The sequence below is a fragment of the Dactylosporangium sp. NPDC000521 genome, assembly GCF_042898305.1.
In the GTDB taxonomy this organism is placed as follows: Bacteria; Actinomycetota; Actinomycetes; order Mycobacteriales; family Micromonosporaceae; genus Dactylosporangium.
This window is the reverse complement of record NZ_JBIAYW010000015.1, coordinates 193,587-218,444: the sequence shown is the minus strand read 5'-3', so window position 1 is coordinate 218,444 and position 24,858 is coordinate 193,587. Positions and strand designations below refer to the sequence as shown.

Annotated in this window: 22 protein-coding genes and 2 pseudogenes; 13 read left to right on the top strand and 11 right to left on the bottom strand. The window is 73.7% G+C overall.

From position 1 onward, the window contains the following. Positions 1 to 32 precede the first annotated feature (32 nt). A complete protein-coding gene (locus tag ACFY3L_RS38420; RefSeq protein WP_389335962.1) occupies positions 33 to 1,616 on the bottom strand; it encodes an ABC transporter substrate-binding protein in 1,584 nt (527 codons plus the stop codon). 15 nt (positions 1,617 to 1,631) lie between these two features. Further along, positions 1,632 to 3,020 (bottom strand): serine hydrolase domain-containing protein, encoded by a 1,389-nt coding sequence (locus tag ACFY3L_RS38415; protein WP_389335959.1) that lies wholly within the window; start codon positions 3,018 to 3,020, stop codon positions 1,632 to 1,634. Between the two features lie 110 nt (positions 3,021 to 3,130). Here ACFY3L_RS38415 and ACFY3L_RS38410 point away from each other — a divergent pair, with 110 nt between their 5' ends. After that, positions 3,131 to 3,940 carry an SDR family NAD(P)-dependent oxidoreductase gene (locus ACFY3L_RS38410; RefSeq protein WP_389335956.1) on the top strand — a complete coding sequence of 270 codons (810 nt, stop codon included), beginning with the start codon at positions 3,131 to 3,133 and terminating at the stop codon, positions 3,938 to 3,940. A gap of 55 nt (positions 3,941 to 3,995) precedes the next feature. Here ACFY3L_RS38410 and ACFY3L_RS38405 read toward each other — a convergent pair whose 3' ends face one another. From ACFY3L_RS38405 to ACFY3L_RS38395, 3 genes are all read right to left on the bottom strand, one after another. Next, on the bottom strand, positions 3,996 to 5,312 hold the full coding sequence (locus tag ACFY3L_RS38405) for a hypothetical protein (protein WP_389335954.1): 1,317 nt from the start codon (positions 5,310 to 5,312) through the stop codon (positions 3,996 to 3,998). Positions 5,313 to 5,322: 10 nt separating this feature from the next. Next, on the bottom strand, positions 5,323 to 6,909 hold the full coding sequence (locus ACFY3L_RS38400) for a hypothetical protein (RefSeq protein WP_389335952.1): 1,587 nt from the start codon (positions 6,907 to 6,909) through the stop codon (positions 5,323 to 5,325). A gap of 145 nt (positions 6,910 to 7,054) precedes the next feature. Then, positions 7,055 to 8,764, bottom strand: coding sequence for a hypothetical protein (locus ACFY3L_RS38395; RefSeq protein ID WP_389335950.1), 1,710 nt, complete (start codon positions 8,762 to 8,764; stop codon positions 7,055 to 7,057). A 348-nt stretch (positions 8,765 to 9,112) separates the two neighbouring features. Between ACFY3L_RS38395 and ACFY3L_RS38390 the strand changes: the two genes are divergently transcribed. From ACFY3L_RS38390 to ACFY3L_RS38350, 9 genes and pseudogenes are all read left to right on the top strand, one after another. Continuing rightward, a complete protein-coding gene (locus ACFY3L_RS38390; protein WP_389335947.1) occupies positions 9,113 to 10,900 on the top strand; it encodes an endonuclease/exonuclease/phosphatase family protein in 1,788 nt (595 codons plus the stop codon). Between the two features lie 314 nt (positions 10,901 to 11,214). Then, on the top strand, positions 11,215 to 12,021 hold the full coding sequence (locus ACFY3L_RS38385) for an AfsA-related hotdog domain-containing protein (RefSeq protein WP_389335944.1): 807 nt from the start codon (positions 11,215 to 11,217) through the stop codon (positions 12,019 to 12,021). A 109-nt stretch (positions 12,022 to 12,130) separates the two neighbouring features. After that, on the top strand, positions 12,131 to 12,727 hold the full coding sequence (locus ACFY3L_RS38380) for a methyltransferase family protein (protein ID WP_389335941.1): 597 nt from the start codon (positions 12,131 to 12,133) through the stop codon (positions 12,725 to 12,727). A gap of 11 nt (positions 12,728 to 12,738) precedes the next feature. Next, positions 12,739 to 13,386, top strand: a complete 648-nt coding sequence (locus ACFY3L_RS38375) for a nitroreductase family protein (protein ID WP_389335938.1) — start codon at positions 12,739 to 12,741, stop codon at positions 13,384 to 13,386. Beyond that, positions 13,383 to 16,013, top strand: a complete 2,631-nt coding sequence (locus tag ACFY3L_RS38370) for a PEP/pyruvate-binding domain-containing protein (protein ID WP_389335935.1) — start codon at positions 13,383 to 13,385, stop codon at positions 16,011 to 16,013. The genes ACFY3L_RS38375 and ACFY3L_RS38370 overlap by 4 nt, the downstream gene beginning before the upstream one ends. After that, positions 16,010 to 17,170 (top strand): cytochrome P450, encoded by a 1,161-nt coding sequence (locus ACFY3L_RS38365; RefSeq protein ID WP_389335932.1) that lies wholly within the window; start codon positions 16,010 to 16,012, stop codon positions 17,168 to 17,170. Before ACFY3L_RS38370 ends, ACFY3L_RS38365 begins: the two co-directional genes overlap by 4 nt. After that, positions 17,167 to 18,015, top strand: a complete 849-nt coding sequence (locus ACFY3L_RS38360) for a hypothetical protein (RefSeq protein ID WP_389335929.1) — start codon at positions 17,167 to 17,169, stop codon at positions 18,013 to 18,015. Before ACFY3L_RS38365 ends, ACFY3L_RS38360 begins: the two co-directional genes overlap by 4 nt. Further along, positions 18,012 to 19,001, top strand: a complete 990-nt coding sequence (locus tag ACFY3L_RS38355; protein ID WP_389335926.1) for a polyprenyl synthetase family protein — start codon at positions 18,012 to 18,014, stop codon at positions 18,999 to 19,001. The genes ACFY3L_RS38360 and ACFY3L_RS38355 overlap by 4 nt, the downstream gene beginning before the upstream one ends. 6 nt (positions 19,002 to 19,007) lie before the next feature. Beyond that, positions 19,008 to 19,127: pseudogene (locus tag ACFY3L_RS38350) on the top strand (IS5/IS1182 family transposase); the annotation flags it as partial. A 5-nt stretch (positions 19,128 to 19,132) separates the two neighbouring features. Here the strand turns inward: ACFY3L_RS38350 and ACFY3L_RS38345 are convergent. Continuing rightward, a complete protein-coding gene (locus ACFY3L_RS38345) occupies positions 19,133 to 20,080 on the bottom strand; it encodes a helix-turn-helix transcriptional regulator (protein WP_389335923.1) in 948 nt (315 codons plus the stop codon). A gap of 33 nt (positions 20,081 to 20,113) precedes the next feature. Here ACFY3L_RS38345 and ACFY3L_RS38340 point away from each other — a divergent pair, with 33 nt between their 5' ends. Next, on the top strand, positions 20,114 to 21,091 hold the full coding sequence (locus tag ACFY3L_RS38340; RefSeq protein WP_389335920.1) for an alpha/beta fold hydrolase: 978 nt from the start codon (positions 20,114 to 20,116) through the stop codon (positions 21,089 to 21,091). Between the two features lie 15 nt (positions 21,092 to 21,106). After that, positions 21,107 to 21,259, top strand: coding sequence for a hypothetical protein (locus ACFY3L_RS38335; protein ID WP_389335917.1), 153 nt, complete (start codon positions 21,107 to 21,109; stop codon positions 21,257 to 21,259). Positions 21,260 to 21,496: 237 nt separating this feature from the next. Here the strand turns inward: ACFY3L_RS38335 and ACFY3L_RS38330 are convergent, their stop codons facing one another. The 5 genes from ACFY3L_RS38330 to ACFY3L_RS38310 form a co-directional block, all read right to left on the bottom strand. After that, positions 21,497 to 22,351, bottom strand: coding sequence for a TetR/AcrR family transcriptional regulator C-terminal domain-containing protein (locus ACFY3L_RS38330; RefSeq protein WP_389335914.1), 855 nt, complete (start codon positions 22,349 to 22,351; stop codon positions 21,497 to 21,499). Further along, positions 22,352 to 23,296: a TetR/AcrR family transcriptional regulator C-terminal domain-containing protein gene (locus tag ACFY3L_RS38325; protein WP_389335911.1), complete on the bottom strand. Its 945-nt coding sequence runs from the start codon at positions 23,294 to 23,296 to the stop codon at positions 22,352 to 22,354. 166 nt (positions 23,297 to 23,462) lie between these two features. After that, on the bottom strand, positions 23,463 to 23,738 hold the full coding sequence (locus ACFY3L_RS38320; RefSeq protein ID WP_389336023.1) for a hypothetical protein: 276 nt from the start codon (positions 23,736 to 23,738) through the stop codon (positions 23,463 to 23,465). 74 nt (positions 23,739 to 23,812) lie between these two features. Further along, positions 23,813 to 24,322, bottom strand: coding sequence for a GNAT family N-acetyltransferase (locus ACFY3L_RS38315; RefSeq protein ID WP_389335908.1), 510 nt, complete (start codon positions 24,320 to 24,322; stop codon positions 23,813 to 23,815). Positions 24,323 to 24,342: 20 nt separating this feature from the next. Beyond that, positions 24,343 to 24,522: a hypothetical protein gene (locus ACFY3L_RS38310; protein ID WP_389335905.1), complete on the bottom strand. Its 180-nt coding sequence runs from the start codon at positions 24,520 to 24,522 to the stop codon at positions 24,343 to 24,345. A 45-nt stretch (positions 24,523 to 24,567) separates the two neighbouring features. Here ACFY3L_RS38310 and ACFY3L_RS38305 point away from each other — a divergent pair. Further along, positions 24,568 to 24,833 (top strand): annotated as a pseudogene (locus tag ACFY3L_RS38305) (ArsR/SmtB family transcription factor); the annotation flags it as partial. Positions 24,834 to 24,858: the final 25 nt, after the last annotated feature.

Here is a 24,858-nt window from a genome sequence, read left to right as displayed (position 1 = left end):
TCCCCGTCATCGCCCGCACGCCGGTCACCTCCTTACGCCAGCATCCGGATGGACTGCGGGATCATCGCGCCGTCGCCGATCTCGAACCGCGCGCCCTGACCGAAGATCGGCACCGTCGAGTTGACGAACGGCACCACGTCGACGTGCCGGAAGATGGCCTTCTCGGCGGCGGCCCACTGCTCGCAGCCGGCCGTGCCGGCGACCGCCGACGCCTCCGTGACCGCCTTGGTGTACTCGGCGTTGTCGATGCTGGAGAAGTTGACGCCGTTCGGCGCGGACGGCCCGGACACGTAGGGCACGACCTGGCTGGGCAGTGGCGTGTTGAGCGGCAGGAACGCCGCCTCCCAGGCGAGCTGCCCGCCGAGGAGGCCGGTGCCGATCTCGGCGTCGGTCACCGGCTTCACGGTGACCTCCGCGCCGGCGCTCGTCCAGACCTTCTGCGTGAGCTCGGCGCCGGCCTGCGAGCCGGTGCCCAGGCTGGCCGGGTACGCGATCGCGATGGTGAGCTTCTGCCCGCCCTTCACCCGCACGCCGCCCGCACCGGCCGTCCAGCCGGCGGCGTCCAGCGCGGCCTTCGCCGCGTCCAGGTCGTGCCCGGGCAGGTTCCCCTCGACCGTGTTCTGCTTGCACGGCGCGCCGCCCGACGAGACGAGGCCGGTCGGCGGCTTGCCGTTGCCGCTGCTGACGACCTTGCCCAGCTCGGTGAGGTCGAGCGCCTGGACCAGCGCCTTGCGCACCTGCTCGTCGGCGCCGGGCAGCCCGCTCTTGTGGTTGAACCACAGCTCGCCGAGCGTCGCCTCGATCTGCCGCTGGTGCAGGTTCGCCGCCTGCACCCGCTGCCGGTCCGGCCCGACCAGCTGCGCGGCGTTCGCCTGCTTGGACATCAGCAGGTTTGCCGCGGTCGACTCGTTGGTGACGACCTTGAGGACCGCCGTGTCGGGCAGGCCGCGCTGGTCGGCCTTCCAGTCACCGGGGCCCCACGCGTAGTCCTTGCGCCGGGTGAACGTGTAGTGGTCGTTCGCCACCGCCTCGGTCAGCGTGAACATGCCGGTGCCGTCGCCGCCCTGCTTGAGCAGGTTGCGGTCCTTCAGGCCCTTGTCGCACACGATCGGCAGGCCGCCGACCATCCGGGCGAGGAACGAGGCCGGTGCCGGCGACGTGACCGTCACGGTGCCGGCCGCGTCGTCACCCTTCGCCGTGGCGCCCGCCGGCACGAACGCCCCGATCCGTGACGACGCGTTCTTCGGGTCGCCGACGAAGTTGATGTTGTCGGCGACCGTCGTCGCGGTGAGCGGGCTGCCGTTGGCGCACCTGACGTCCTTGCGCAGCGTGTACGTGGCGGACGTCGTGGTGCCCTGCCAGGTCTGCGCCAGCCCGGCCACCTCGTTGCCGTCCGGGTCGATGTTGACGAGCGAGTCGTACATGAACCGGTCGACCAGCATGGCGACGGACAGCGACGTGAGGTGGGGGTCGAGCGTGCCGGGGTCGGCGCCGAGCACCATGGTGAACGTCCTGCCGTCGGCGAACGTCTGGTCGCCGGTCGCGGCGTTGCCGCCGCAGGCGCCGAGCAGGAGCGCGAGACCACCGAGGGCGGCGATGGTCCGGACAGATCTCATGGATGCCTCCGGTGGTCAGTCGGCGACGCGGCGGACCGCGCGGCCGCTGTGGATGTACAGGGCGTGCCCGGTCCCGTCGTCGCCGACGAAGACGTGCGGCAGGTGGACGCCGAGCGTCGACCTGAGCGGGACGAACCGGTCGGTGGAGAGGTGGACCAGCTCGGTCCGCTCGACCTGGCCGCCGAGCTGGGCCATCAGCCCCATGGGCCGCTGCTCCAGCCACAGCCGGCCGTCGCCGTCGCGCTCCACCACCAGTTCGGCGACGTCGCAGCGGTACGTGCCGAGGTAGCGCTCGACGTCGACCGTCTCCGGGACCTCCGGCGGCGCCGGCAGCGGCGGCATCTCGACGCCCGCCAGGTCCCGCAGGATCCGCGTGAAGATCTCGGTGTACAGCGCGAACGGGTTGCCCCCGTTGGAGACCAGCGCGACCGCGACGTCGCGCCCCGGCACCAGGCGCAGCATCGCGGCCTGGCCGATCGTGTTGCCGTCGTGCCCGACCACCGTGCCGCCGGGCCAGTCGAACAGCTCCCAGCCGAGCCCCCAGGCGTCGCCCATCAGGCCGAGCGCGGGCAGCGTGACGTGCGGCTGCCGCATCTGCGCGACGGCGTCCTCGCTGAGCACCTGGGTGCCGTCGGCCGCCTTCCCGCCGTCGAGGTGCATCCGGCCGAACGCGAGGAGGTCCCGCACCCGCATGGTGAGCATCGAGCCGGCCGGCGCGTTGGAGCGGGCGAGGGCCCAGACGGGCGCCGCCACCGGGTCGGCGTCCGGCGCCGGCTGGAGGTGGCCGACCGCGGCCCGGAACAGGATCGCCTCGTCGGCGCCGGTGGCGACGTGGGTCAGCCCGAGCGGCCCGGACAGGTGCTCCCGGACGCAGGCGTCGAACGGCTTGCCGCGCAGCACCTCGACGACCCGGCCGAGCACGCAGTACCCGGCGTTGTTGTAGGAGAACATCGTGCCGGGTGCGAACAGCTGCGGCGTGCCGCCGAGCGTCGCGACGTACTTCTCGACGCAGTCGTCGCCCTTGCCGGTGTCGGTGAACACGTCACCCTCGAAGCCCGCCGTGTGGCTCATGAGCTGCCGCACCGTGATCGCGGCGGCCGCGTCCTCGTCGGCGATGGAGAACTCCGGTACATACCGCCGGACGGGCGCGTCGAGGTCGAGCTTGCCCTCGTCGGCCAGCTGCATCACCAGGGTGGCCGTCCACGCCTTGGTGATCGAGCCGATCTGGAACACCGAGTCGGTGGTGGCCTCCACCCCCGTTGCCCGGCTCAGGACGCCGGCGGCGACGTCGATGACGTCACCGCCGACCGAGACCGCCACCGCGGCGGCCGGCACCTTGTGTTCGACGAGCAGCGCGGGCAACCGCTCGCGCAGCCAGTGATGGATGTCACCCAGTTCCGACATGCGGCAACCCTAGGGCGGCCGTTCCGGCCGGTGTTCGTACACGACGACAACTTCACCCCCGGCAGTTCGTACATCCGGACAATCGGCCGCCGCCGGGCGATACTGCATCGATGGATCGGACTGTGGTGATCACTGGGGCGAGCTCCGGTGTCGGGTTGGCGGCGGCGGAGCAGTTCGCCGCCCAGGGGGATCGGGTGGTCGTCGTCGGCCGCGACGAGGGGCGTCTCGAAGCGGCGGTCGCGCGGGTGCGGGACGCGGGCGGCGGCCGCGAGCCGGGGCGCTTCCGGGCCGACTTCGAGCGGCTCGCAGAGGTGCGGGACCTCGCCGCGTACCTGCTCGACACGTGCCCGGCGATCGACGTCCTGGCCAACAACGCCGGCGGGATGGTCGGCGGCTACCGGCGGACAGCCGACGGCTACGAGGCGACGATCCAGGGCAACCACCTGGCCCCGTTCCTGCTGACGCACCTGCTGCGGGAGCGGCTCACCGGCGCGCGGCTGGTGGCGACCGCGTCGCGGGTGCACACGCAGGGCCGCCCGGACCCGGACGACTTCACCGGGGACCCCGCGAAGTACCGCTGGGGCCGCGCGTACGGGGCCGCGAAGTCCGCGAACATCCTCTTCGCCGCCGAGGCCGCGCGCCGCTGGCCGGACGTCACCAGCGTGTCGTTCCACCCCGGGGTCGTGCGCTCCAACTTCGGCGAGGGGCCGGTCCGGCTCGTGTACCGGTTCGCACCGTTCCTGACCACCCCGGAGAAGGCGGGCGCGCTGCTGGTCTGGCTGGCCACCGCCCCCGCCGCCGAGCTGACGGACGGCGGCTACTACGTCGGGCACAAGGTCACCAGGCCGGCGCCGCACGCGAGCGACCCGGCGGCGGCCGCGAAGCTCTGGGACGCGAGCGCCGCGGCGGTAGCGTTGTAGGACGCCCCGGAGCCCAGCGTGCCAGGGCTCCGGGGCGCTCCTTCGCGTGCGCCGGCTACGGCACCTGGGTGATGCGGTCGCAGCCGAAGAACGCCGTGCCGGCGCCCGGGCCGAACCGGCCGCGGACGCAGAGCTCCACCGTGCCCGGCTGGATGCCGAGCTGGTCCCGGCGGGCGTGGATCACGCCGTCCTTGTCACCGTCGCGGGTGTGCTCGTCGAGCTCGTACGAGTCCTCCAGGTGGACCTTGCCGTGGTCCTCCGGCGCGCCGGCGCCGGTGGCGACCAGCGGGCCGCGCACGCCCATGCGCACCGTGCCCGGCTGGATCGTCGCGGCGTCGAACGCCAGGGGGTTGCCGTACTGGCTGGCGGTCGTGGTGAGCACCGCGGCCGGGAGCACCCCGGGGTTGACGTTGACCGGGTTGGTGAGGCTGCCCGGCATGATGTTCAGCGTCACCGGCACGGCGCAGTCGACGGCGAACGTCGCCGAGCGGGTGTTGTTGCCGGGGACGGCGTCGACGACCTTCGCCTTCGCGGGCGCGACCGTCGTGGTCACCGTCACGGTCTGGGCGCCGGGAGCGGTACAGGTGAGCTGGTAGGCGCTGTCGAGCGTGGCCGGGGCGCCGACCGCGAGCCCGCCGGCGTCGAACGTGCGGCTCGCCGGGGTGACCGTGACGCCCGCCGACCCGGTCGCGGTCTGGACCACGCCGGCGTCGGCAGGCCCGTCCGGGCCGAGGTTCGCCACGACCGTGCGCACCTGGACGGTGCTCGGCCGGCCGATGACGGCGAGCGGGTCACCGGTCACGGTCGCCGCGGTGACGGCCAGGTCGGCCTCGACGCAGTCGGGGTCGCCCGGGTGCGCCACGCAGAACTCGTGCACCGCGGGCCGCAGGTCCACGGTCGCCAGGTCGGTCCCGGCGTTCACGTCGTGCACCACCATCGTCGCGGTGTCGGCGTCGAACGGCACCGTCAGCGTCCCCGGGCCGTCGTGCACGACCAGCCGCTCCCCGCCGCCGTCGGTCTGGTCGAAGTACCAGCGGGGATCCCAGGCGTTGAACGCGCCGGCCGGTGCCCCGTCCTCGTCCGTCAGCGTGAGCCGCAGCAGCGGCGGGTCGCCGAGGTGGGAGGTGGAGCGCTGCTCGCCGACGGTGGCGCCGGTGAGCGTCGCGGACGTGGCGGCGAAGTTCAGGTCGACCAGGAACGACTTGGCCGGGTCCGAGTAGTCGTACTGCGGCTGCGGCGCCGTCCCCGGGTCGGCCGGGTCGCCGGGCGCGGCGGCGGACCCGCCGACCGTGACGGCGACCGTGACCGCGACCGCGAGGAGGGCGGTCGCCGATGCGGTGATCAGCGCGCGTGCGCGTCGGTTGCGTCTCATGGCGGCCTCCTCAGCACTTTCCGGCGGCGCAGTTGTCGAAGTACCAGTTCATGCGTCTGATGTCGGCGGCCTGCGGCGGCCGCCGGTCGGCGTTCATGAGGTCGTTCGGCGTCGGCTCGGACAGGAACCAGCTCTTCGCCGGCGTCGGCCGGGTGTCGGTGACGGTCCGGCAGTCGCTCGCGGGGCGGCCCAGCGTCGGGGCGTCCGCCTGGCACTTGGCGAGGGTGTCGAACATGTTCGGGTTCGGCACGGCCTCGAAGTAGCCGCCGTCGCAGCAGTACTCGTCGGCGAGGCCGAACGGTGCGTGCCCGGTCTCGTGCAGCACGGTGCCCAGCGACGTCGGCTCCGTGGAGAAGACGCCCGCGTTGGCGCAGTCGCGGAAGTCGTCGCGGTGCAGGATGACGCCGGTGTCGGCCCAGCTGTAGTCCTTCGACCAGTTCGGCGGGCGGGTCAGCACGCAGTTGGTGTTCGCCGGGTTCGCCGGCGTCGGCGCGGCGACCCGGTCGGCGTCGCCACGCTGGTCCGCCAGCCAGAAGTTGAACCGCTGCTGGTTGGTCAGGAAGAAGTCCTGGCCGTAGTAGGCGCCCTTGATGACGTCGGTCGCGTCGGAGAGGAACGCCGGGTCGCTCGCCGAGGTGTAGCTGTCGCTGTCGGCGATGAAGACGACGTCGACCCGGTTGGTCCGGGCGCCGGTGAAGCTGACCGGGATCGCGGTGCCCTCGGCGGGCGCGCCGACCCTGGTCCGCCGCCATCCGGTGAAGACCCTGTCGGCGCCGGCGTGGGCGGTGCAGCCGTACACGAGGTCACCGGCGGGCACGTTGGTGATGACGTAGCTGTCGGTGGTCTTGCCGGTGACGTGCAGGTCGGGTCCGGTCGGCTCGTTGACCCACACCTCCAGGTCGTCGGCGATCTTCTTGTGGTCGACCAGCGCGGGCCCCGGCGCGCCGGAGGACAGGTCGGTCATCGTGTCGCCCACCTGGACCGTGCCGTCGAGCGACTCGACGGTGACGGTCACGGTGTCGCCGGGCTGCGGCCACAGCGGGGTGTGGGTGCAGCGCACGGCCAGCCCGGGTGTCGCCGCGGGCAGGTCGACCTCGATCCGGAACCGGATGTCGGCGTCGCCGTTGCCGGCCGAGGTGATCGGCCCGGCGCACACGCCGCTGACGTCGCCGGTGACGGCGCACGGCACCAGGTTGACCGTGAGGTCGAGCTCCGGGCCGTTGGGCGAGATGTCGCAGACGTCGTCCTCGAAATTGAGGAACCCGTCCGATTCCGCCAGCTTGATCACCACCGGCGTGGTGGCCGCGGCGTCGACGTCGACCGCCTTTTCCGCGGTCCAGTCCGGTGAGATCTCGTCCTCACCGTCGATCGGCCCGAAATTGAAATCCTGCCCACCGATCGTGATCTTCGAATAGAAGTCCGAACCGGACAGGTTGTCGGTGCACCCCTGTTCCAGAACGTGTTCGATGACCACCCGCACCGTGACGGTGCTGGCCGCGCTCGCCTGTCTGGCCAGCACGAACTGTGTGCCGAGCACCATCGCCACGCACGAGACGACGGCGATGAAGTTCCGTCGTGGCGATCTGACATTGCCCATTCGTAGCCCCTTTCCTGCAGCGACTCCGGCATGTGCGCGAAGCGTAACCAGGGCATTACGGGGACGATGTCGAGGAAATGACGGTATCTGGCGGCGGCCTGCGGGTTCCGCGCGCGTCACACGAATGGGCGCTTTCTTTTCCGGATCAGGCGGTCCTGCTGGTCCAGACCGCTTTCTTGGCCGCGGTGTACAGCACGGCCGACCCGTCGTCCTGGACCAGCAGGTAGGTGGCGTCCTTGCCGTAGGTCTTGGTGCTCCACAGCGCCTTGCCGGCGGTGTCGTAGACGACGAGGTTGCCGTCGGGCTGCATCCGCGTCGACGCGCCGGGGTGTCCGCTGGTGCCGCTGCGCCACACCACGGTCTTGGCCGAGTTGCGCAGCACGAGGTTGCCGTCGGGCTGCTGCAGCAGCGTGTAGCCGCCCTTCGCCGCCGAGCGGGACTGTCCGGCGAGGAGGCGCTGGCCGACGGTCAGCCTGCTGATGCCGTCGGTCGCGGTGGCCCAGAGGGCCTTGCCGCCGGAGGTGAGGACGAGGTTGCCGTCGGCGTTGAGCGTGGCCGTCACGGCGGTGGCGCCGTACGTGCCCGACGACCAGAGCGGCTGCTTGTCGGCGCCGTACACGACGAGGTTGCCGTCGTTCTGCAGCTGCGTGTTGCCGCCCTGGTGCCCGCTGGTCTGCGAGCTCCAGATGACCTTCTTGTCGGCGTCGGCGACCACGAGGTTGCCGTCCGGCTGCTGCAGGAGCGTGAACCGGCCGTCGGGGGAGCGGCGCTGCTGCCCGGAGATCAGCGCCTGGCCGGGGTACAGCCGCCCCCGCTCGCCCTGGCTGGACCACACCTCCTGCCTGCCGGCCTGCGACACCACGGCGTTGCCGTCGTCGCGCACCTCGAGCAGGGCGCCCTTCCCGGCGGTCGCGCTGTGCCACAGGACGCCGCCGCCCTTGGCGTACACGGCGAGGTCGCCGTCGCGGGTGAAGCCGGCGTAGGCGCCCGGGTTCGACGGCGTCTGCGACGACCACTGCACCCGCTTCGCCTCGTCGGCGAGGACGAGGTTGCCGTCCGGCTGCTGCGTGAGCGTGTACTTGCCGTTGGGTGAGCGCAGCCCCTGACCCGCGTTCAGCTTGAAGCCGGGCTTCAGCTGCGCGGGCGGCACCGAGGCGCTCGGCGCCGCGGGCACCCGATCACCGTCAGGTGTCCCGGACGCCGCGCCGGCCTCGCCGCCCGCCCTGGACGGATCCCCTTCCTGCGCAACGACCACCGGCGCGCCGCCGCCACCATCGGACCGCGACACCTTGACCGCGACGACGGCGCCGACCGCGACGACCAGCGTCAGCCCGGCGGCGGCGAGGATCAGCCCCGCGCGCCCCCGTCTGCCAGGCGCCACATCTCCGGCGAAGGCTCCCGGCGGCCCCTGTACCGGCGGCGCCCCCTGCCCCACGAGCGGCGGCGCCCCATGCTGTACGGGCGGCGCCACCGGCACGGGCGGCGGCGGGGCCTGCTGGACCGGTGGGGGAGCGGTGAACGGCACCTGCTGCAGTGGGGGTGCCGGGGCCGGCGGTGCCTGCGGCGCGACCAGCGGCAGCTCCGCCGTCGCGTCCTGCGGCACCGGCCCGGCCGGCATCCGTGGTGGCATCGGCGGCGTGGACACCGGCGGCGGCGCGGCGTGCGGCACCGGCGTGGCAGGCGGCCCGGCCGGCATCGGTGGTGGCATCGGTGGCGCTGCCACCGGCGGCGCCGCGGCCTGCGGGACCGCGTCGGCCCACAGCCCGGACGGCTTCACGATCGGACGTCCGGCGGTGACCTCGTCGGGATCCGTCAGGTTCCACACGTCGCCCGGCGCCGGATCACGCCCCGCCATGCCACCGTCCTCCCGATCCGGCACGGGCCGGGGACCGCGCCGGTGAGCCGCCCCCGCAACGTGCCACCGATCGAGAACCGTAGCCCTTCGCCACCGCCCGCTCCACCCCGGACCACCGGTCCACACGGGCGCCCCGGCCGTCACCCGGAAACACCCGTGCCGTCACCCGGAAACACCCGTGCCGTCACCCGGAAGCGCCCGCGCCGGTGAACGGCGTCCGACGGCGGTCGCGGCGATTCTTGGGCCGCGGTTCGGCGGGATGTGGCTACGATGTCACATCGGCGCCAGATGATCCCTCACAATAGTTGAATGTCGATATTTAGAGCTTCGGTGCGCAGCGTTGTCCTGGTGTTGCTGGCAGTGCTGGCGGTGCTGGCCGGGCCCGTGCCGGCGGCGAGGGCGGCGGCCGACGGGTCGCTCGCCGTCAGCTCCGCGACGGTGGCGGTCGGGGCCGACGTGCGGTTCCAGTACGCGACGCCGAGGCCGCAGGCGAAGAACTGGGTCGGGCTGTACGCGGACCCCGGCAACGGGCCGGTGGGCGAGGCCTACGTCGGGCCGTCGCTGAAGTGGGTGTACACGCCGGACGGCGGCGGCTCGGGGGTCCTCCCCACGAGCGGGCTCACGCCGGGCAACTACGTCCTGTACTACCTCTACAACGACGGGTACACGTGGCTCGCGCAGCCGGTCAAGCTCAAGCTGATCGCCGCGCTCCCGGGGACGCTCACCGTCACCAACCCCACCGTCGCCGCGGGGTCGCCGGTGCGGCTGACGTACACGACGACCAGCGTCAGTGCCAAGAACTGGGTCGGGCTGTACCGAAACCCGGGCGACGGGCCGGCGAACCAGGTCTACGTCGGGGCGTCGCTGGCGTGGGCGTACGCCCCGAACGCGAGCGGGTCCGCGACGCTGCCGACGAGCGGGCTGACGCCCGGTGACTACATCGTCTACTACCTGTACAACGACGGGTACACGTGGCTGGCGCAGCCGTTCCCGATCCGGGTCACCGGCACCGGCGCGCCGCGGTTCCCGTCGAGCGCGTTCGCGGTGCGCAACGCGAAGGCCGGCGTCCCCTACACGGCGGCGGTCGGTGGCCTCGTCCAGGGTGGGACCGCCGGTCTGACCCTGACCAAGACGAGCGGTCCGGCGTGGGCGAGCGTCTCCGCCTCCGGCGTCATCAGCGGCACGCCGACCGCGGCCGGCGCGGTCACGATCGGTGTCCGGGCGACGACGGCGACCGGCACCGCGGACGCCACCGTGACGGTCCGGGTGCAGTCCGGCGTGCTGGTGCCGCAGCTGCGCGCGCTGAGCTGGAACCTGTGGCACGGCGGCAGCTCCGTCACCGGCGGGTTCGAGAAGGAGCTCAAGTTCCTGCTCGACAGCGACGCCGACGTGGTCGGCATCCAGGAGAACGACGGCGCCGCGCAGCGTATCGCCGGCGCGCTGGGCTGGTCGTTCCACCAGGACGGCTCCGTCGCGGTGATCAGCCGCTACCCGATCACCGCCACCGGCACGGCCGTCGCCGGCCGAGCGGTCGCGGCGCGGATCGACCTGGGCGCGCGGTCGGTGCGGCTGTGGAGCGCGCACCTCGGGTACACGCCGTACGGCCCGTACGACGCCTGCTTCGGCCGGATGGGCGTGCAGCAGTTGCTGAACCAGGAGGCGGCAGCCGGGCGGACGGGCCAGATCAACACGATCATCGCGGCGATGGGCCCCGACCTGGCGGCCGCGTCGAGCACGCCGGTGCTGCTGGTCGGCGACTTCAACGCCCCGTCGCACCTGGACTGGACGGCGTCGAACTCGCGCTGCGGCTACGGCGCGGTGCCCTGGCCGTCGTCGACCGCCCCCGCGAACGCGGGCCTGACCGACTCCTACCGGCAGGCGCACCCGAACCCGGCGGCGTTCCCGGGCACGACCTGGTCGCCGGTGTTCAAGACGTTCACCGGCGGCTACGGGTACGACTCCCACGCCGGCGAGCCGGAGCCGCAGGACCGCATCGACTTCATCCACTACAAGGGTCCGCTGACCGTCCTGTCCTCCGACGCGGTCTGGGTCGGCACCCCGTCCCAGTCCAACCCGTCGGCGAACGCCTGGCCGTCGGACCATGCCGCGGTCCTGACGGTCTTTCAGGTCGGTTGAGCAAGGTCCTGGCATCGAACGTGCATATTTCGATGTGCCGATACATCTGATGTTTCAGCGGTTCATTGCCGCATTGTTTCGCATTCGTGGACAACTGGTGCGTGGTGATCGGTTGAACACCATCAGGATGAATGAGTTCCGTCCGAAAGTATGAAGGTGAGGTGAATACAAACCGATTTCGTAGTATTGACGACCGCAAGTTTCGACACCATACTTCAATGCTTCACACCACGTCATAGGCGTGAATGGGGGCATTGATGCTGACGGTTCCATTACACGTCGATCGACATCATCCGTTCTTTTTTGACCACCCGGTGGACCACCTACCAGGCAATCTGCTCGTCGCCGGCCTGCTCGGGCTGGCCGGCGACGTCACCGGTGGCGAGCTGCGGCGCCCCGACCGCCGGCTGCGGCTCGGATTCGCGTTTCCGGCGTTCGGCGAACTCGAGGGCGATGTCGAGCTGCACTGCGGCGGGGCCGGTGACACGCTCGAGCTCGCCGCCATCCAGTCGGTCGGCGGCACCACCCGGGACATCTGCCGCGGCACCGTCACCGTGCTGCCCGAGCCGGCCTTGTTGGAGCCGGTTCTGCCGGAAGTCGCGGCGGCCACGCCCGCGGCCGAGCCGGCCGCCGGGTCCGGCCGCGGCGGGACGGCGACGCTCGCCGCCCCCGCCGAGCGGGCGCTCGCCGCCCCCGCCGACCCGAAGCTCGTGCACCGGGCCGACCTGAGCACCGTCATGCTGGGCGCGCCCACCGAGACGGAGGACGGCGAGATCACCTGCGCCGTGCTGCGCTGCCCCGCGCTCGCCGCGCCCGGCGACCTGCGCGACCCGATCGAGGTGATCGAGGCGGCCCGCCAGCTGGTGCTGATGCTCGGCCACCTCGCCAACGGCCATGCGTTCGACACCCACGTCGTCTGGATCGACCTCGCCGCCGACATCCCCGCCGCCCCGCCCGCCGGCCTGCCGCTGCGCGTGAGCTGGCGCCGGCCGCCCGGGAAGGCCCGGCCGCGGACCGCCTTCGACATGGGCCTGCACGCCGGGGCGGCCGACCTCGGCACCGTCCGGCTCGTCACCCACACGATGTCGCCCGCCGCCTATCGGAAGGTGCGGTCCGCGTGAGGCCCGACGAGCTGGAGCCCGGCGACCGGGTCCTGGTCATGGCCGGCAGCACCGGCATCACGGTCGGCGCCGCCGTCCTGGAGATCCCGCACCGACCGGATTGGACCGCATGAGAGCCGCACCCTGGATCATCTTCGTCACCGCCTTCGGGCTGCTCGCCGGCGGCGCGTACGTGCACCGCGACGACCCGGCCGCGCTCGTCGTCGCCGGCCTGTACGCGCTGTGGCTGCTCGTCGAGGCCCCGATCGCGCTGCGGGCCACCAGCGCGCCGCAGGACGCGTGGACGATCGTGCCGTACGGCGCGGCCCGGCTCGCCACCATCGGCTGCTGCCTGCTGGCGGCGGGGGAGCGCCCCGCCTGGTTCTGGGCGTCGGCCGCGCTGTTCGTCGCCGGTGTCGTCCTGCGCGAGACCGCGATCCGCACCCTGGGCCGGTTCTACTCGCACCACGTGGTGCGCCGCAGCGACCAGGTCGCCGTCACCCACGGGCCGTACCGCCTGGTGCGGCACCCCGCGTACGCCGGCATGATCCTGGCCCACCTCGGCCTCGTCGGCTGCTTCCCGGGCCCCGCCGGGGTTCTGGCGCTCTGCGCCCTCGTCGCATCGATCGTGTGGCGGCTGCGGGTGGAGGAGCAGGTGCTGTGGGACATGCCCGGCTACCGCGACTACGCCGTGGGCCGCAAGCGCCTCGTCCCGGGCGTCTGGTGATGGACCCGGTGATGGACCCGGTGATGGACCCGGCCGGCACCACCGGGATGAGCGCGGCCGAGGTGCTCACCACCACCCGGTCGGTGCGCCGCCGGCTCGACCTGACCCGCCCCGTCGACCTCGCCGACGTCCGCGCCTGCCTGGAGGTGGCCCTGCAGGCGCCGACCGGGGCGGGCCGCCAGCACTGGCGGTGGCTGGTCGTCACCGACCCGGCGCTGCGTGCCGCGATCGGCAAGGTGTACCGGGCGGCCTTCGAGCAGCGGTACCCGCCGGACGCCACCGGCACGGGCGTCCCGCCCCGGACCCTCGCCAGCGCCCGGCACCTCGCCGAACACCTCGGGCGGGTCCCCGTCCTGGTCGTGCCGTGCCTGGAGGTGCGGCGCGGGCTCGGCACCGGCAACCAGGCCGGCATCTGGGGGTCGCTGCTGCCGGCCGCGTGGAGCTACATGCTCGCCGCCCGTGCCCGCGGCCTCGCCACCGCCTGGACCACCACGCACCTGGACCGGGAGGAGGAGGTCGCCGCGCTGCTCCGGCTGCCCGGCCACGTCCGGCAGGGCGCGCTGATCCCGACCGCGCACCCGGTCGGCGGCGACTTCCGCCCGGCCCGGCGCGCCCCGCTGGACAGTGTCATCCACATCGACGGCTGGAACGAGACATGACGATCACGACCGGCACGGACGTCGCCGACCCGGCGCTCGTCGGGCACAAGTTCGCCCGCCTGCACCGGATGCGCGCCGCCGGGTTCCCGGTGCCGGACCTGGTCACCGTCCCGGCGACCGCGTTCGACGCGGCCTGGCGGGACGTCCAGCACGTGGCCGGCCCCGCGGGAGGCCCCGACGACCCCGGCCGGTGGGCCAGGGCGGCCGCCGCGCTGCGGGCCGCACCGGTCCCGGAGGGCATCCTCGCCGAGGTCCGCGACCGGTTCGGCCCCGACGCGCTGCTCGCCGTCCGGGCGTGCGCCGTCGCGTCCACAGTGGACGGCGAGGACGGCGAGGACGGCGCCGACCCGTTCGCGGGGATGAGCGACAGCTTCCTCTACGTGCCCGCCGGCCGGGTCGCGGACCGGATCGCGGCCTGCTGGGCGTCGGCGTTCACGGCCAGGGCAGTGGCCTACCGGCAGCACCGCGGCCTCGATCCGGCCCGGACCCGGATCGCGGTCGGCGTGCAGCTCATGGTGCCCGGCACCCGCTCGTTCGTGGCGTTCACCCGCGACCCCCGCGACGGCGCCCGGCGCACCGTCATCGCCGCCGCGCACGGCATCGGCGAGGGCGTCGTGCAGGAGAAGGCCGACGTCGACCACTTCCACGTCACCGGCCCGACCGTGACCGCCGACCTGGTCCGCAAGGAGCGCATGGTCGGCCCGCCGGACGGCACCGGCGAGCTCGCGCTGCTGCCCGTGCCGGCGCACCTCGCCGACGCACCGGTCCTCGACGACCGCACCGCCCGCGCCGTCGCCGCCCTCGCCGCCAGGGCCGAGGCGTTCTTCGGCGGCCCGCAGGACGTCGAGGGCACCATCACCGCCGACGGCACCCTGCACCTGGTCCAGGCCCGGCCGATGGTGACGCCCGCGGGGCCGCCGCTGTACTGGGCCAACCACAACATCACCGAGAGCTACCCGGGCGTCTCCGGCGCGCTCACCTTCTCGCAGGCGCAGGAGTTCTACCGGCGCGCGTTCGGCGACCTGTACCACCGCATGGGCGTGCCGGCCCGCACCGTCGCGGCGAACCGGCACCACCTGGAGCAGCTCGTCGCGCACCTGGACGGGCGGGTGTACTACCGCCTGGCGGCCTGGCACGCCCTGCACGGCCAGATGCCGGTGTTCGACCTGGTCCGCGACGTGTGGCAGGACGGCATGGGGGTCACCGGCGAGGCGCGCCCGCCCGTCACCCGGCCCCGCCGGCGGGCGTGGCTCGCGCTGCCCGGCACGCTCCTGCGGGCCACCCGCCACCCCCGCCAGGCCAGGGAGTTCCTGCGCTGGTGGGACGGCGTCATGGCGGACGCCGGCGACCTGTCGGGGCGGACCCCGCACCAGCTCGTCGCCGCCTACCGCGAGCTGTGGGCGGCGATGGGCGGCCGCTGGGGCGTCACCCTCACCAACTCCATCTACGGGCTGCTCGCCGTCAAGGCCCTGATGCGCCTGCTGGACCGGTGGGCGGGCGGCCCCGGCCTGCTGACCGGGCTGCTCACCGGCGGCCCCGCCAACCGGTCGCTGCGGTCGGTCCGGGCCGCCGTCGCCCTCGCCGAGCTCGTCGCCGCCGACCCGGCGCTGCGGGCGGCCGTCGGGTCGGGCGAGCACCCCCGCGAGGTGTGGCGCGCCATCAGCACCGGCCGGCACGGCGCGCCCCTCGCCGAGGCGGCGGCCGACTACCTGCGCCGCTACGGTGACCGCGCCCCGCACGACCTCAAGCTCGAGCAGCCGACCCCGCGCCAGCAGCCGTGGACAGTGCTGGAGGTGCTCCGCCCGTACATCAGCCAGCAGCGCACGGTCGAGGGCCTGATCCAGACGGAGGAGCGGGCCGCCCGCCAGGCCGCCGAGGAGCTCGCCGCGCGCTGCCCCGGCCGGGCGCGCCGCACCGTCCTGCGCGTCCTGGCGCGCTATGTGCGCTACACCGCCCGGGTCCGCGAGGACACCCGGTTCTGCCGCACGCAGCTGTACGGGCTGTCCCGCGACATCCTGTGGCGGCTCGGCGCTGACCTGCACGGCACCGGCCACCTCGACGACCCGCTCGACATCCGCGACCTCACCGTCGCCGAGGTCCTCGGCGCCTACGACGGCACGCTGCCGTGCGCGGCGCTGCGCGACCTCGCCGCCGCCCGGCGCCGCGAACGGCTGCTCGCGGAGGCCCGCCCCGGCCGGGCCGGCCTGCTGCGGACCCCGGCCACCGGCCCCCTGGCCGACACGCTGCCGGGCGCCGTGGAGGTGACCGCCGCCCCGGCCGCCGGCGCCGCCGGGGTGCTGACCGGGCTCGGCTCCGCGCCCGGCGTCGTGCGGGCCCCGGCCCGCCTCGTCCTCGACCCGTCAGTGCCGCCGGAGACGTGCCGCGACGCGATCCTCGTCGCCCGCGAGACCGACCCCGGCTGGCTGTTCCTGATGATGGCGGCGAAGGGGCTCGTCGTGGAGCGCGGCACGCTGCTGTCCCACACCGCGATCACCGGGCGGCTGCTCGGCGTGCCGACGGTCGTCGCCGTGCACGGCGCCACCGACCGCATCCCCGACGGCGCGCTGATCGAGCTCGACGGCACCGCCGGGACCGTGCGCATCCTCACCGGGGCGGACCCGTCATGACGGACTTCCCTTTCGAGAGCCGCCCGGGCGTCGCCCTGGATCCCGGGCAGGCGGCGCTGTTCCGGCGCTCCGCCCTCGTCCCGGTCCGCATCCGCGGCGGCCATCCGGCGCTGCTCGTCACCGGCCACGCCGACGTGCGCACGGTGCTGTCCGACCCGCGGTTCAGCCGGCAGCAGTGGCACGGCGGCACCATGTTCGCCCGCAGCCCCGACACCCTCGCCCTGGCCACCACCGACGCGCCGCTGCACACCCGCCGCCGCCGGACCGTGCAGGCGGCGTTCACCCACCGGGCCGCGGAGGCCGACCGGCCGTGGATCGAGCGGACCGCCGAGGACCTGCTCGACGAGATCGCCGCGAAGCCCGGACCCGCCGACGGACCGGTCGACATCGTCGCCGCGTACCTGCGGCCGCTGCCCTACCTCGTGATCGCCCGCATCATGGGCACACCGGCCGGCGACGTCGACCAGCTCGTCGCATGGACCGATGTGATGATGTCCGCGGGCCGGTGCGCGCCGGACGAGGTCACCGCCGCGACGGCCGCCATGCACGGCTATTTCAGAGCGAGGCTCGGCACGGGATTCCTCGGGTCGCTCGCGCCGGCGCTCAGCGAGCAGGAGATCGTCGTCATGGCCGCCGGTCTCGTCATGGCCGGCGGGGACGCCACCGCGAGCCACCTGAGCAGCTGCGTCCACCACCTGCTGCACGACGACGAGCTCCGTGGCACGCTGATCGCGCGGCCCGACCTGATCCCGGCCGCGGTGGAGGAGCTGCTGCGCTGGGTGTGGTTCGCCGGCACCGGCGGGCAGCCGCACGTCCTGCTCGCCGACGCGGAGCTCGCCGGGGTGCCGCTGAGCGCCGGGCAGGTCGTCGTCCCGCTCACCGACGCGGCCAACCGCGACCCGGCCGTCTTCCCGGACCCCGACGGGTTCCGCCTCGACCGGCCCGCCAACCCGCACCTGGGCTTCGGTCACGGCCGGCACATGTGCGTCGGTGCCCCGCACGCCAGGGTCCAGCTGCGCACCGCGATCGGCGCGCTGCTGCGCCGCTTCCCGGACCTGCGCCCCGCTGCCGGAGGCGCCGACGAGTGGCGGGACAGGATGTTCCTGCGCGGCCTGTGGCGCCTGCCGGTGCACCTGGGCTCGCCGGTGCGCCCATGAGGGCGTTCATCCGCGGCAGCTACCCGCCGGTGCCGTCGATCCTGTTCGCGGTCTGCTGGGCGTACGGTGTCACCGGCCTCTTCGCCCTCACCGGCCCGCCCGCCGGTCCCTGGCGGCCAGGCCTCGGCACCGCCGTGGCGGCGCTCACCATCGCCCTCGACATGCTGCTCATGCGCATCGTCGACGACATCCGCGACCTGCCCTATGACCGCGTGCACAACCCGGACCGCCCCCTCGCCGCCGGTGCCGTCACCCGGTCGTCGCTGCTGCGCTGGTACGGCGTGATCGGCGCGATCCTGGTGCTGCTGAACCTGTTCGACCGCTGGGCGGCGCTCGTCATCGCGGTCCAGCTGGCCTATGCGCTGCTGTTGCTGCTCCCCGGCCCCGATCCGGGGCGGCTGGTGCTGACGCTGCTGCTGAGCAGCCCCGTGCAGCTGCTGCTGCACCTCTACCTGTACACCCTCCACCTCCGCGAGACGGGCGGCGGCTTCGACCCGTCGTTCTGGCCGGCGCTCGCCGTGATCGTCCTGGCGACGCTGCACCTGGAGGTGGCCAAGAAGATCACCCGGTCGCCGCGCCCCGGCGAACGCACGTACGTGACCACCTTCGGCCTGCCCGCGACGGTCGCGGTCGCCGTGCTGAGCCCCGCCGCCGCCACCGTGGTCCTGGTGCTGGCGGCGCCGTCCGCGTGGGTGGTCCTGACCCTGCTCCCGCTCGCCCTGCCGGCCCTGGCGTGGTGGCGCTTCCGCCGCGCGGACCGCTGGGACGCGCGCCTCGCCTTCATCTATCTCCTGGCCTCGTTCGTCTCGTGGGCCGTGACCGCTGCCGCAGGGGGAACATCATGACGACGGACGTCACCGAGGTGGTCGGCGCCGTGCAGGACGACCTGACCGCGCTCCTGGCGAGGCTGCGGGCCAGCGGCGACGTCGCCGACGAGGCCATGGCCGGGTTCCTCGGCGGCTTCCTGGGCCGCCTGGCCGCGCGCGGCTCGACCGGCGCGGTGGACGTGATGATCCGGCTGCCGCTGCTCGTGCACGCCGCGGAGACCGGCGACCCGGCCGGGGGCCGGCCGGCGGCGGTCGTCCACGTGCTCTGGTGGGCCGCCGCCCGCTACCTCGACGACCTGGCCGACGGGGGACCCTTCGACCCGGCGCGGTGCAACGCGGACATCCTGGCCGCGCTGGGCGTCGGCAGCCACCTGCCGGCCAGGCTCCTGCGGGAGGCCCGCGTGCCGGACGCCACGAAGGTCGCGGCCCTGGCCGAGCTGTCCCGCGGCTGGCTCGACGGCATCAGCGGCCAGCTGCTCGACTTCGCCTCCCGGCCGGCCGGCGCCACGGTCGCGTCGGTCCTCGCCGGCTACGAGGGCAAGACCGGCGCGCCGTACGCGATGGCCACCGCGACGGCGGCCTGCCTGGCCGGCGCCGACCCGGGCCGGGTCGACCGCTGGCGCGACGTCGGCCGGCGGTTCGGGGTCCTGCGCCAGCTGACCAACGACCAGCGCGACCTGGTCACCGGCCGGGACGAGGACCTCCGCAACGGCGTCGCGACCTTCCTGGTGATGCTGCTGCTGGACGGCGTACCCGCGGCACAGCGCCCTGACCTGCTGGCCCTGCACGCCGCGGCGGCGACGTCGGCGGACGCCCGGGCCGAGTTCAAGGCGCTGCTGACCGGCCCTGAGCACCTCCGCGCCTACCACGGCCGGGTCGGCGCGATGGTCGCCGAGGTCCACGGGGCGCTGCACACCCTCGGCGGCACGCCACCGCACACCTCGGCCCTGCACACCCTCGTCGACGACGCGATGCTGGCGTTCCCGCTGCCGGTCCCCGTCTAGGTCCTGTCCCGTGGCGGGCTGACCACCAAGGTCCACGCTCTGTCCGACGGACGGGGCCGCCCCTTGGCCACCCGGATCACTCCTGACCAGGCGGCGGACACCCGCCAGCTGGAGCCGCTGCTGGACAGGGCCTAGCCGTAGCGCTCGACGAGCGCGGTGCCGATCTGGGCCAGGTGGTCCCGCACCCCCGGAGGGCCGGTCACCTCGAGCCATTCGACCAACCCGGCGAGCTCGCCGGCGAGTATGTGCTCGTTGTAACCCCGGATCACGACCTGGACGCGGCCGTCGGGCGTGGCACCTCCCACCTCGAGCCGGCCGCCGAGCGCCATCCGGAGCGGGCCTACCGCGTGGGGCACGCACACCGCCTGGATCTCCAGGGGCGTTCGCCTGCGGTCGACCTCGTCGGCGATCTCGCGCCAGCTCTCGGCAAGGTCGAAGTCATCGGGCCGGTGCACGGGATCGCCGGTCGGGTCGGCGGACGACACGCGGTCGATCCGGAAGGTCCGCCGGCCCGCCGCGGTGTTGGAGACGAGGTACCACGAGTGACCTTTGGCGACGATGCCCAGCGGGTGGACGGTCCGCTCGGTTTCGGCGCCGTCGCGGTCGACGTAGCCCAGCCGCACCTGGACGCCGCGGATCACCGCGTCCTGGAGTTCGTCGAGGAAGCGAACCGGCCGGCGCTCGACCGGGCTCGACCCCCATCGTTGCGGGTCCGTGACCAGCGACGACGCTGCCGCCTGGGCCTGCACCCGGAAGGGCTCCGGCAGGGCCTGGACGAGCTTGCGCAGGGCTGCCTTCACGGCCGGCGTCGCGGCCGATGCCGGCCCGGCGACCAGGAACAGGGCGCGGGCCTCACCCGCCGTCAACCCGGACAGGTCGGTTCGGGCGCCGCCCACGAGGCGCCAGCCGCCGCCGCGGCCCTGCACGGCGTACACCGGCACCCCGGCCATCGCCAGGGCGTCGAGGTCGCGGCGCGCGGTGCGCTCGGAGACCTCCAGTTCCCGGGCGACCTCCGCTGCTGTCACCTGCGCGCGCTGCTGCAGCAGGAGGAGGAGGGCCATCAGCCGGTCGGCTCGCACCCGGACAACATTTCCACAAAAACCGGTCATGGGGTGACCGGTATCGGTCGGCAAGATGCCGACATGACAACCGATCTTCCCGAGCCCACCCGTGTTCCGGTCAACGGTGTGGAGCTCGAGGTCTTCGAAGCGGGCCGCGAATCTGCGGGAAGGCCCATCGTGCTCTGCCACGGCTGGCCGGAGCACGCCTACTCCTGGCGCCATCAGATGCCCGCCCTCGCCGCAGCGGGCTATCACGTCATCGTCCCCAACCAGCGGGGTTACGGGAATTCGTCCCGTCCGGCCGAGGTGACGGACTACGACATCGCACACCTGTCGGGTGATCTCGTCGCACTGCTCGATCACTTCGGTTACGAAGACGCCACCTTCGTCGGTCATGACTGGGGCGCGTTCGTCGTCTGGGGCCTGACCCTGCTGCACCCGGACCGGGTGAACAAGGTGATCAACCTGAGCCTGCCGTACCAGGAGCGGGGCGAGCAACCGTGGATCGAGTCCATGGAAGCCGTGCTCGGCAGCGACTTCTACTTCGTCCACTTCAATCGGCAGCCGGGCGTCGCGGACGCCGTGTTCGAAGCGAACACGTCGCGGTTCCTGCGCAACATGTACCGGAAGAACGTGCCGCCCGCGGAGCCTCAGCCGGGCATGTCGTTGATCAACCTGGCCGGGGCGGAGACACCGCCCGGTGAGCCCGTGATGAGCGACAGCGAACTGGCCGTCTTCGTCTCCGCCTTCGAAACGTCGGGATTCACGGGCGGCATCAACTGGTACCGGAACCTCGACCGCAACTGGCGCCTGTTGGCGGACGTGGACCCGGTCATCCGGCAGCCCACCCTCATGATCTACGGCGACCGGGATGCGATCCAGAGGTCGGAACGACTGACCGAGTTCGTGCCCGGCGTGGAGGTCGTCAGTCTGGACTGCGGCCACTGGATCCAGCAGGAGAAGCCGGAGGAGACGAACCAGGCGATGCTCAAGTGGCTGGACCAGCAGGACGCCGCCCAGGGCCGGTGACTGAAGAGGTCTCCGGTGGACGGTCCGGCGACCGAGCCGGACGTCGTACCGGAGACCTCGTGGCGGCGCCAGCACAGCCCGCTCGTCATCGCTGAGATCACCACGAACCAGACCCATGATCCGCGAGACAGGACCTGGCCGCCGCTCACCGGCGAGACCACCCTGTGACGTGGCCGGCCTCGAACGGGTGGACGCGCGGCCGGGCCGGCAGCGGCACCGACGGGTCCGCCGCCTCGGCGAGGCGGGCCCGGAAGCGGGGTCCGGTGCCGGCGTGCGGCCCTTAGCGTGCCCGGCCCCGGTTCGCGCAGGCGGTGCCCGGCCCGCCTCGCCGACGATCCCGGCCTGCCGTCCGCCGCCTGCCGTCCGCCGCCTGCCGGCTCGTCGCCTGCCGTCCGCTGGCGGCGGCTACGCCATCAGCGGCGCGAAGCCGTCCAGGAGCCGCTGGAGGCCGAACTCGAACAGCTCGGTGTCCTCGTCGGCCTCCGCCGGTGCGCCGGGCTCCTGGTCGAGGCCCATCGCGGTCCCGCGCACGAAGTCGGCGGCGGTCGCGGCGACCCGCGAGGCGGTCTCCTCGGCCAGACCCTGGCCCGCCATCGCGCGCGCCGTCCATGCGGTGTGCGCGACCACGTGCTCGCTGAGCGGCGACGGCTCGAACGACACGATCCTGGCGAGCCAGGGGTGGCTGCGGTACATCTGCCACTGTGTGCGGCACACCAGCTCGAGCTGCGCCCGCCAATCGCCGGCCGCCGCCAGCGGCGGCGGGTGCTCGGCGAAGATCGCGTCGGCCATCATGGCCTCGAGCCGGGCGCGGCTGCCGACGTGCTTGTGCGGCGTCATGGTGGTCACGCCGAGCCGCTCCCCGATGCGTCGCATGGAGGCCGCGGCGAGCCCGTCGGCGTCGGCCAGTTCGATCGCGGCGCGGACCACCCGCGCCCGGGACTCCGTGCCCGGCGGCGGTGGGGGCCGCCACGCCGCCGCGATGCCCGCGGCGGGCTCGGTCACCAGCAGCCCGTGGATGCCGGGCACCTTCTCGACGAGGCGCTCGTCCCGCATCTGCCGCAGCGCCTTGAAGGCGATGTGCATCGAGACGTCCCACTCGCGCATGAGGTCCTTGAACGACACCACGGTGTGCGGCGCCAGCTCGCCCGTGGCGATCCGCCGGCGCAACAGCGCGACGATGTCCGTCGCCATCAGCGGCACTGCCACCTCCCGCCGTGTCCGCGGCCCGGCCTCGGCCGCGCCGCCATCCGTCGCCGCCATCTATGACACCAGCCGCGCGTATCCGTCCAGCAGCCGCCGCAGGCCGAACTCGAACAGCGCGGCGTCCCGCTCCACGCCGGCGCCAGGCTCCCCGTGCCGCGGTTCCCCGTGCCGCGGTTCCCCGTGCCGCGGTTCCTTGCCCTGCGGTTCGTCGTGCTGTGGTTCGTCGTGCTGTGGTTCGTCGTGCTGTGGTTCCCTGTCCTGCGGCTCGTCGTGGTGCAGCTCCTGCGCCAGGCGCATCGCGTGGCCGCGCACGAAGTTCGCGGTGGTCGCGGCGAGCCGCCGCGCGGTGTCCGGCGCCGCGCCCGCGCCGGCCAGCACCCGCACCGCCCACTCGGTGTGCCCGACCACATGCGGACTGAGCAGTGGTTTCCTGAAGGACACGGCTTCGGCGAGCCACGGATGGCGGCGGTACATCGCCAGCTGCGCACGGCAGAGCGCCTCCAGCTGGGCGCGCCAGTCCCCGGCGGGCGTCCGCGGCGGCGGGTGCTCGGCGAAGACCGCATCGGCCATCAGGATCTCCAGACGGGCCCGGTCGCCCACGTGCTTGCGCACCGTCGCGAAGTCCGTGTCGAGCTCGACGGCGATGCGCCGGACGGACGTGACGGCGAGCCCGTCGGCGTCGGCCGACTCGATCGCCGTGCGCACCGCCCGCGCCAGGAACTCCGCACCCCCGGGCGCCGGACGACGCCGCCGGGCAGGAGGCTGCCAGCCGGCCGCGATCCCGGGAGCCTGCTCGGTGACCACCGGGCCCGGCCCGCCGGCGACGTCCTCGACGAGACCGTCCTGCCGCATCATCGCCATCGCGCGAGCCGCCGCACTCACCGGGAGGCCCAGCTCGCGCGCGACGGCCCGGCGGGACGGCACGATCTCACCCGGCCGCAGCTCTCCCGCGGCGATGCGCCGGCACAGCTCAGCGACGATGCTTGCCGCCGCTTGCGCCACGCCCACCTCCCAGCCGGTACCGGTGCGCAAGTCTATCCCGACGCCCGATTCGTCGCCGCCGTCCGCGCCCTGCGCCCGGCGGTCCGGTCCCGTGCGGCGGTGACGTCAGTGCGTGCCGGCGGGCAGCTCGGCGAGCAGCTGTTCGACAGGACGCTGGGCCGGGTGCTCACCCGGTGTCGCCTTCCTGCTGGGGGACGCCGTGGGGGACGACGACGTCGCCGGCGGCGCTGCCGACGGACGGGTAGAGCGCGAGGAGCAGCCCGACGCCCACCGCGCCGAGCCACAGGTCGCCGCCGGTGCGGTCCTTGTCGGCGAAGTCGATCGCGGGCAGCCGGACCATGAGGTCGGCCAGCACGGCCCCGGCGACCTGGGCGGTGACGTAGCCGGCGAGGTCGCGGGCGGCGGCGTCGATGTCGAACCGCCAGCGTGGGAACAGCCGCACGTGCCCCCATCGCCGCACGGACGCGGCCGGGCCGTCGCCGGCTTCGAGGACGAGGAACGGCAGGCGGCTGGGGTTCAGATGACGTTGGGGCTGCGGCGTTCGAGGAGGACCACGTCGCGCCACCGGTCACCGTGGCCGGCGTGGCGAGCGACGCGTTCCCGGACGCCGACGGTGCGGAAACCGGCGGCGTGGTGCAGGGCGAGACTGCCGGTGTTCTCCGGGAAGACCCCGGACTGGATGGTCCAGATCCCGGCCGCCTCGGTGGACGTGACCAGCGCGTCGAGCAGCGCCCGCCCGACCCCGCGACCCTGTGCCGCCGGGTCGACGTACACGGAGTGCTCGACCACACCGGCGTACACCGCCCGCGCCGAGACCCGCGTGACCGCGACCCAGCCGAGCACGACGCCGGCGGCGTCGACCGCGACGAACCGGTGCTCGGGGAGCCTTGACGCGTCGAAGGCGGCCCAGTCGGGGGCGGTGTGCTCGAAGCTGGCGTTGCCGCCGTCCAACCCGGCCTGGTAGATGGCGAGGACCGGGCCGGCGTCCGCCGGTGTCATCGCACGGACCGCCGGCGTGGTGGTCATCCGGTCACCGTCCACCGCCGTCATCGTCCTTCGCCGACCTGCGATGAAACGGTAGCCGACGGACTGCCGATGAGCCATCCCGCCGCAACGACGAGCCGCGCCACCGCGGTGAGCGCGGCCGCTTCGACGCGGTCCGGGGTGTCGGCCGGGCTGTGGTAGCCGGGCGCGCCGGTGGAGGTCGGCAGGCCGGTGGTGCTCATCCGCAGCAGGCGTTCTCAGCCGTCGTGCCGCAACACGGGCCGCTCGCAGCGGCCCTCGGCGACCCGGTCCGGCTGATGTCGATGATCGCCTCCGCCGACGGCAGCGAGATCTGCGTCTGCGACCGCACCCCGGCGTTCGGACTGTCCGGTCCGGCGATCTCCCACCACCTGCGCACCTGCGCGAGGCCGGACTGGTCACCGCCGACCGCCGCGGTACCCGGGTCCACTACCGCGCCCGCCCCGGCGTCATGCGCCGGCTCGCCGCACCGCTGACGGTCACCGGCCCGGCAGCGGACGCCGGCCCGGCCTGAGAGACCGTCGCGGCCCGGGGCGTGC

What these genes read in the sequence shown, in the direction of transcription:
- ACFY3L_RS38420 (WP_389335962.1), bottom strand. Translation starts at nt 1,616, where the DNA reads ATGAGATCTGTCCGGACCATCGCCGCCCTCGGTGGTCTCGCGCTCCTG.
- ACFY3L_RS38415 (WP_389335959.1), bottom strand. Translation starts at nt 3,020, where the DNA reads ATGTCGGAACTGGGTGACATCCATCACTGGCTGCGCGAGCGGTTGCCC.
- ACFY3L_RS38410 (WP_389335956.1), top strand. Translation starts at nt 3,131, where the DNA reads ATGGATCGGACTGTGGTGATCACTGGGGCGAGCTCCGGTGTCGGGTTG.
- ACFY3L_RS38405 (WP_389335954.1), bottom strand. Translation starts at nt 5,312, where the DNA reads ATGAGACGCAACCGACGCGCACGCGCGCTGATCACCGCATCGGCGACC.
- ACFY3L_RS38400 (WP_389335952.1), bottom strand. Translation starts at nt 6,909, where the DNA reads ATGGGCAATGTCAGATCGCCACGACGGAACTTCATCGCCGTCGTCTCG.
- ACFY3L_RS38395 (WP_389335950.1), bottom strand. Translation starts at nt 8,764, where the DNA reads ATGGCGGGGCGTGATCCGGCGCCGGGCGACGTGTGGAACCTGACGGAT.
- ACFY3L_RS38380 (WP_389335941.1), top strand. Translation starts at nt 12,131, where the DNA reads ATGAGAGCCGCACCCTGGATCATCTTCGTCACCGCCTTCGGGCTGCTC.
- ACFY3L_RS38375 (WP_389335938.1), top strand. Translation starts at nt 12,739, where the DNA reads ATGGACCCGGTGATGGACCCGGCCGGCACCACCGGGATGAGCGCGGCC.
- ACFY3L_RS38370 (WP_389335935.1), top strand. Translation starts at nt 13,383, where the DNA reads ATGACGATCACGACCGGCACGGACGTCGCCGACCCGGCGCTCGTCGGG.
- ACFY3L_RS38365 (WP_389335932.1), top strand. Translation starts at nt 16,010, where the DNA reads ATGACGGACTTCCCTTTCGAGAGCCGCCCGGGCGTCGCCCTGGATCCC.
- ACFY3L_RS38360 (WP_389335929.1), top strand. Translation starts at nt 17,167, where the DNA reads ATGAGGGCGTTCATCCGCGGCAGCTACCCGCCGGTGCCGTCGATCCTG.
- ACFY3L_RS38355 (WP_389335926.1), top strand. Translation starts at nt 18,012, where the DNA reads ATGACGACGGACGTCACCGAGGTGGTCGGCGCCGTGCAGGACGACCTG.
- ACFY3L_RS38330 (WP_389335914.1), bottom strand. Translation starts at nt 22,351, where the DNA reads ATGGCGGCGACGGATGGCGGCGCGGCCGAGGCCGGGCCGCGGACACGG.
- ACFY3L_RS38315 (WP_389335908.1), bottom strand. Translation starts at nt 24,322, where the DNA reads ATGACCACCACGCCGGCGGTCCGTGCGATGACACCGGCGGACGCCGGC.
- ACFY3L_RS38310 (WP_389335905.1), bottom strand. Translation starts at nt 24,522, where the DNA reads ATGAGCACCACCGGCCTGCCGACCTCCACCGGCGCGCCCGGCTACCAC.